This window comes from Limnofasciculus baicalensis BBK-W-15, assembly GCF_024178385.1.
In the GTDB taxonomy this organism is placed as follows: Bacteria; Cyanobacteriota; Cyanobacteriia; order Cyanobacteriales; family Coleofasciculaceae; genus Limnofasciculus; species Limnofasciculus baicalensis.
The window spans coordinates 1-6091 of the sequence record NZ_JAMZMM010000366.1; the positions used below are offsets into that span (position 1 = coordinate 1).

At 39.2% G+C, this 6091-nt stretch carries 8 protein-coding genes; 3 read left to right on the plus strand and 5 right to left on the minus strand.

Annotation, left to right across the window (positions count from 1 at the left end; all coding sequences use genetic code 11):
- Positions 1-28: 28 nt before the first annotated feature.
- Positions 29-1435, minus strand: coding sequence for a helix-turn-helix domain-containing protein (locus tag NJ959_RS24490; protein WP_254014366.1), 1407 nt, complete (start codon positions 1433-1435; stop codon positions 29-31).
- 412 nt (positions 1436-1847) lie between these two features.
- Between NJ959_RS24490 and NJ959_RS24495 the strand changes: the two genes are divergently transcribed.
- Positions 1848-2360: a DUF6232 family protein gene (locus NJ959_RS24495; RefSeq protein WP_254014367.1), complete on the plus strand. Its 513-nt coding sequence runs from the start codon at positions 1848-1850 to the stop codon at positions 2358-2360.
- Between the two features lie 66 nt (positions 2361-2426).
- On the plus strand, positions 2427-2819 hold the full coding sequence (locus NJ959_RS24500; protein ID WP_254014368.1) for a hypothetical protein: 393 nt from the start codon (positions 2427-2429) through the stop codon (positions 2817-2819).
- A gap of 59 nt (positions 2820-2878) precedes the next feature.
- On the opposite strand, the gene NJ959_RS24505 is transcribed toward NJ959_RS24500, so the two are convergent.
- The 4 genes from NJ959_RS24505 to NJ959_RS24520 form a co-directional block, all read right to left on the minus strand.
- Entirely contained in the window at positions 2879-3247 is a 369-nt protein-coding gene (locus NJ959_RS24505) for an aspartyl protease (RefSeq protein WP_254014369.1), read from the minus strand.
- On the minus strand, positions 3244-3561 hold the full coding sequence (locus tag NJ959_RS24510) for a hypothetical protein (protein ID WP_254014370.1): 318 nt from the start codon (positions 3559-3561) through the stop codon (positions 3244-3246). The genes NJ959_RS24505 and NJ959_RS24510 overlap by 4 nt, the downstream gene beginning before the upstream one ends.
- Positions 3562-3625: 64 nt before the next feature.
- Positions 3626-4924 (minus strand): J domain-containing protein, encoded by a 1299-nt coding sequence (locus NJ959_RS24515; protein ID WP_254014371.1) that lies wholly within the window; start codon positions 4922-4924, stop codon positions 3626-3628.
- 195 nt (positions 4925-5119) lie between these two features.
- Entirely contained in the window at positions 5120-5470 is a 351-nt protein-coding gene (locus NJ959_RS24520; RefSeq protein ID WP_254014372.1) for a hypothetical protein, read from the minus strand.
- A gap of 402 nt (positions 5471-5872) precedes the next feature.
- Here NJ959_RS24520 and NJ959_RS24525 point away from each other — a divergent pair, with 402 nt between their 5' ends.
- Complete coding sequence (locus NJ959_RS24525; protein WP_254014373.1) at positions 5873-6073, plus strand: hypothetical protein; 201 nt, start codon at positions 5873-5875, stop codon at positions 6071-6073.
- Positions 6074-6091 lie beyond the last annotated feature (18 nt).

Below are 6091 nucleotides of genomic sequence, written 5' to 3' on the forward strand. Positions count from 1 at the left end.
GAGCAAGATTGGGTTTCTGGGGTGTAGTTCATAAACCTGCAATCTGCTGTATATATTCTCTGATTATAGGTGCAAGTGTGAAAAGGGTTTGATTATCTTGTTCTTGTTTTTCGATTAAGGAGCGCCGCACTAGGGATTGTATGCCATTGAATAATTCTGATGGGGATAATTTTGTCTCTTCTAATAATTTGGTGGTGGTGAGGGATTCTGTTTCTCTGGCGAGTAGGGATATGAGAGTTTTTTCTAATTCTGATAAGCGTTGATACTGTTGATTTAATATAGCGAGCAAATCATTACCTAAAAAGAGGCTATCATATTTTATATAGTCAGAAACTCTACCATTAAATAAGTCTCGAATCATTGTCGCAACACTTTTTAACCATAAGGGGTTGCCTCGGTAGGTGTTAATTAAGTCTTCCCATTTCTCATTTTTGACTAATCCTTTTTCTGTGAGGATTTTACTGGCGGCGATGCCCAATCCATTTAGGTGTAATGAGCGAATCGGTGTATTTTCTCCTGTTAAGGGGATTATTTCTATCGGTGCTTCCCAACCGATTAAGATGAAGCAACTGTGATGAGATAATTCTCCTATCAGTTTGAATAGCAATCCATAATCTTCATATCCGGGTTTGTAGTAACCTGCTAGCTGTCCGCTGGTGAAAATCATCTGTAGGTCGTCTAATATTACCAGACAGCGGTACTTTTGTAAATATAATTTCAGTTGGGATAATTGTTCATCTCGACTGACTGGTAACTCTGTTTCCTCTTGGTTATAGAAAAATTGTAGTAGGTTTCTCTGGATGGTTTCCGGAGGTGGTGAGGTGCGGAGACTTCGCCAAATTACATACTCAAATTTATCTTTAATCTGTTCTACTAATTTCACTGCTAGAGTAGTTTTGCCAATACCGCTGATTCCTAATAGTGTCACAAGGCGACAGCGTTGGCACACTATCCATTTTTCCAGGATAGTCAATTCTTCAGTACATCCGTAAAAAGATGAGATATCAGGTGCATCGCTTAAATCTCGATAGATTTTGCGGGTTTTCTCTTGAGGCGATTTTCTTTTGGATACCTTTGCTTCGGGGTTTTGTGCTACTTCTGAAGATTGGGGAGTATCTCCACAGACATTTACGCTACCAATCTGTACAATATCTTTTGTGAAATTTAAAACATTAGAGAATTGCAATCTCTCCAGTGTTGCTCGAAAATTCGATTTTCTGACATCTTCTCCTAACTCTTGTGAGAGAATATTCCATAATTGAGAAGCGACATCTTTTACATGACCATGAGTACAGTGGTTTTCTTCTGCTATTTTAGAATATTTCTCACCTTGCACTGTCCCTCGAAGTATAGCTTGTTCCAGATCATCTAGATGTTTTCCCGTCTTGGTAAAAATTAGGTCATCGGCAAGTCTCAATACTTCTTTAACGTCCATGGGTTGGGGTGTAGGCGGGGGTTTTACCTATTGTATCCGACTCGATGCGACTTTTTCCCACTTAGGTAGGTCAAATTTCATATTTATTTCTTAATATTGCCAACTAGATCCGATTTTTTCCGGCTTGATAGAAGATAAATTTATTGCGATAGTAGATTAGATAGGACTTACGCAGCCACATTATTAATAGTATGAATGGTGCGCTATGTTCGAGGATAACACACCCTACATATATAGTCTTGGCGTAAGTTTTGTTGTAGTGATTTTAGTGCATCTAAATAATGTTTTCTGTCTTAACCAGAAAGCTGCAACAATCTTTTTTTCAAGATAGGCATCAGGGTAAAGTTACATCGGTAACTCGCTCTATTTAGCGATTGAGAATAACTAGACAAGCACTTGGGAATTTTGCCTTATGGTTTTAGATTCATTTTTGCAACCACCTGACAAGACTGCTATAGCCAAGTCAGGGTTGTTGCACGTTACTAAAAAATCGGTCAAATTTGGTGATAATGTTTATCAATTTCGCAATGTTACTGGATTTGGCATAGGTGAAGTAAAAAGTGAAGGAATTCCAATTTTATTTATTTTGGGATTGTTTCTATTTGGGGGAATACTTGCGACGACTAATAATCTCTTGGTGGGTGTCATAGTAATCTCCATTGCAATAGGTTGTACTATTTGGAATATTATTCGACCAAAACTATATGGACTAACATTGTATCTCAACTCTGGAGATTCGAGGATTTTTATCACCAGCGATACCAATTGGTTAAATCGTGCTGTGAGTAAACTATACGATTTTATAGAGAATGCTCAAGAAGGTAGTTATCTTTCTATAACAGTTGGAGGAAATATTGAAGGGAATATTATTGGAGGCGATGTGGGAGGTAATGTATCCAGTAAGAAGTTGAGACAAAGTAGCTGACAAGAAGACTGGTAACAAAAGTATCGTAGCTAAATTAGTCAAAGTTAAATTAGGAGTAAGAGTGGTATGGCAGATAACAAACCCGGAATTAGTGTTGGTGGTAATGTAGGCGGAAGCATTGTCACAGGTAATGTTAAAGGAAATGTATCAAGTGTTGTTAATCAGCTACCTACATCTCCCAATCCTGACAAATCTGAAATCAAAGAAATCCTAGAAAAGCTTAAACAAGCGATAGAATCTGAACCAACTTTAAATGAGAAAGAGAAAGCACAAGCACAAAAGCAAGTAGAAGCATTGACTAAAGTGGCTAAAAGTGGTAACGATCCAGATAATAATGAAAAAGCTGAAAATGCTGTCACAATGTTAAAAGGTATCTTTTCTGGATTGCAATCTGGTGCAAATTTACTTGTAGCTTGGGACAAAGTACTTCCTATGTTATCCAAGTTATTCGGTATCTGATAGGAGAGGAATTGGTAAGTGTGATACCTAATTGCTGCAGCAATTAGATATCCCACTTTTCACCCCAATGTCAAGACTCCAGCCGTAAAATTCACTGCCAGTGGCAAGATTTTCAACCACTGCAAACCTAATATAGATTCAGGAATTCCGATTGCAGCCAAAACAGGAATAATATACTCTTGTCCATCTAAAACTACTTTTCCCTCATAGATATCGAAAAATTCCTCACCCCGCGCCATTTGCATAGCTTGTTCAGTTTCAATTATAGACCACCCCAAGCTTTGAACATCTTGAATATCCATCGCCAACCAACCTGTAGTAAATCCAGTATCTAGTAGTACATCTACAGGAAATCTTTCTCCATTTCCCGCAATTAAATCAATCTCAAAATTAAGTTCTCCAATATCACCAAAAGTTCCTGAAATCATATTTTCCCGCAAGTCCCCGTTTCATTCAACCGCATGATGCCAACCATCCCACTAGGATACTTCTGACGGGCTTTTTGTACTGCGACTTCTTCATCAGAGTCAATGAAATAATCTCCGGTGTTTGCCTCAATTACTATAAACCAATTGTAATGGTCATCTATCAGTTGAGGACTGACTTGTGCAAACACTTCCCAGTAACGCCGGGATCTGATTTCTTTTTCCGCTTTCCTTCTCGCTAACTCTTCTGGCGGTATCGTATATTCCGGGAATAATCTGCCGCGACGACGAGGAGGAGTTGATGTTATTTGAGTCATAACTCACCCGATTTATTTAACTATCAATCTATAGTGTTGATTATAATCTAAGTTGCTATTTATATCAAGTCCCTAGCATTACTATAAAACTCCAATAAGAAATCCATCCAGTTGCCAATATCATCGCAGGCACTAATAACGCCGCAGTAATTTCCGATAAATTAGAAATCTGAGTACAACCTCCGTAAAGAAGCAGAATCGTATAACAGCTACAAAATACAGTAATAATTATCATAATATGACTGCCCAATTGAGTTGAAATACCACTCGCCACAGCTAAAATACTCAAAGGCATAAGTGCTGCACCCGCCAGGAAAATATCGCCAGCTAAACTACCGTGACAACGAAATAATAAACGAGCGATCGCGCTTATAATAGTCAAAGCGATAAACGGTACTATTCCTACAAATATTAGTTTGATAATCGAAACTTGAAACAAATCTCGCCACCCAGCATAAACTCCAGAGACAAAGCAAATATCAAAAATCGCTGCTAAGACTATCCCTACTGCTACGGCTCTTTCCTGAGTGAAACGGGTAAAAGTAGGATAAAGTCCACCAACAGGATTTAATCCACAAGAGACAAAGGCTCCTAACCCATCTGCGATCGCGGTTTTCAATATAATAGCTGGATTCTGTTTTGCCAGGTTTTGGTTAAGGCTTTTTAATGCTTCTCGTGCCAATTGATAACTCGTTTTATCTCCTTGGGCGTTAAATAATTCGGTGGCTTTTGTCAAATCAGCAACAGCTAAATCGTATTCTTTTAAATCGATATTAGCTGAACCCCGATAGTAGTAAGATTCAGGGTAATTTGAGTTGTGATCGATGGCTTGAGTATAGGCGGAAATTGCGGCTTGAGTATATCCTAGTCGGTAACGCGCTTTTCCTTGGTAGTAGTAGGCGGGAGCAAATTTAGGATTAATGCTCAATGCTTGGGTACAATCTTGCAGTGTTGCTCTGGCATCACCTAATTTGTAGCGAGATGTACCTCTTTCTACATAAGCTTCCACAAAATTAGGATTAATTTCAATAGCGCGAGTGCAATCCTTAATTGCTCCTTGATAATCTTTATCTATTCCTTTGGAAACTGCTCGAATATAGAAGTCTTGAGCTGTCATTCCAGGGGTTTTGGTTTCGCTGCGATTATAATTAAACTCGCGATCGTATTGAGATCGATCCTCTGGATTAGAGAGTATTTGATATGCTTGGCAAATAGCTTTAAATCTCTCGACGGCTGCCGGATTTTCTGGATGTAAATCTGGGTGATACTGACGTGCGAGACGGCGGTACGCTTTTTTTATTTCCCCAGAGGTGGCGTTTCTGGAAATTTCGAGAATATTGTAGTAATTGGGAGACTGCGGCATTGTACTTTGAGAGTGTTATTAGTACTAAGGTTTCATCAGTCTATATGCGCACACCCACTCCCATTATAAGAATAACACAAAAATTAGTTTAAAGCAAGCCTTACAAAGAAAAAAATTAGCTCAAATTGAGTTACAAAAACCTTTTATCTAGGGATTGGCTCATGGAGGTGCTATCCGCGCAATTGCCCATTAATTCTATTTCAAAACCAAAATCCCTTGTTCGTTGAGTCGATAACCTTTACCCACATAACCCGTGCGCTCGTAGAGAAGCTGATGAATATATTGATCTAAGGCTACCTCATCAGGAATTTGAGGGCGATAGAAATCTTTGATTCGTTCTTCAATCCCCATCTGATTGAGGCGATCGTGAAGTTTTGTGCTATCTCCGATAAAATAAGCATTTCGTGCCGTTTCATCTTGCAAAAAACTGATTACAATGGATACAGGAACATCAGCAATTGTCAACCGCTTAATCGCGTTGGGATTGCGCAACAGGAATATTCCGCCAATACTCGTGGATAACAGCAAACAAAAATAGACTGTCAATGCAATTCGTTGAGCTGAATTAAGAGATGCCAGGTAACTTGAGCGAGAATGCCTAGGTTGTTTTTTTCTTGATCCAGAATCAGATTGAGCCATAATCGAGGGAGTGGATTCTAACGATAACAGGACTTACGCTCAGAAACCCGGTTTCTCCCAAAAATAGTGGGTTTACACGATTGAGGTTGACGAAGAAACCGGGTTTCTGACAACCTGTGCCTAAGTTCAATTCTTTATCTAAAACTATAACTCGATTGAGTGATGAAGTTTACATTACTTAACATTCTAGCCCAGAAAGTTTAAACTTTGTTGCGGATTTATGACGAATTCACAAGATAGTGGCAAGAGCGTGCTAACTTCAATGGGAGTTTGTTAAGCAATTGTGCGGCATTAGGAAAGGAGGACACTTTGGATTTTCGTTCTACTCAAGCCCCCAACCATTTTGTTCATGAAGATATAAGTGAGTACGTGGCTCAACTCCAACTTCACATGGCCCTGCAAGCCCGTAACTTAGTCCCCAGCATATCCAAGCCAGTTGATACCAGAGAGCAACTCTTGCAGCAAACCCAAGCAGATATTGAAAAATTAATCTCGCGACAAGCAATTTAAGAGGGGAGAGGGGAGTGG

Coding starts and splice junctions, on each gene's coding strand:
- NJ959_RS24490 (WP_254014366.1), bottom strand. CDS start 1,435: ATGGACGTTAAAGAAGTATTGAGACTTGCCGATGACCTAATTTTTACC.
- NJ959_RS24495 (WP_254014367.1), top strand. CDS start 1,848: ATGGTTTTAGATTCATTTTTGCAACCACCTGACAAGACTGCTATAGCC.
- NJ959_RS24500 (WP_254014368.1), top strand. CDS start 2,427: ATGGCAGATAACAAACCCGGAATTAGTGTTGGTGGTAATGTAGGCGGA.
- NJ959_RS24505 (WP_254014369.1), bottom strand. CDS start 3,247: ATGATTTCAGGAACTTTTGGTGATATTGGAGAACTTAATTTTGAGATT.
- NJ959_RS24510 (WP_254014370.1), bottom strand. CDS start 3,561: ATGACTCAAATAACATCAACTCCTCCTCGTCGTCGCGGCAGATTATTC.
- NJ959_RS24515 (WP_254014371.1), bottom strand. CDS start 4,924: ATGCCGCAGTCTCCCAATTACTACAATATTCTCGAAATTTCCAGAAAC.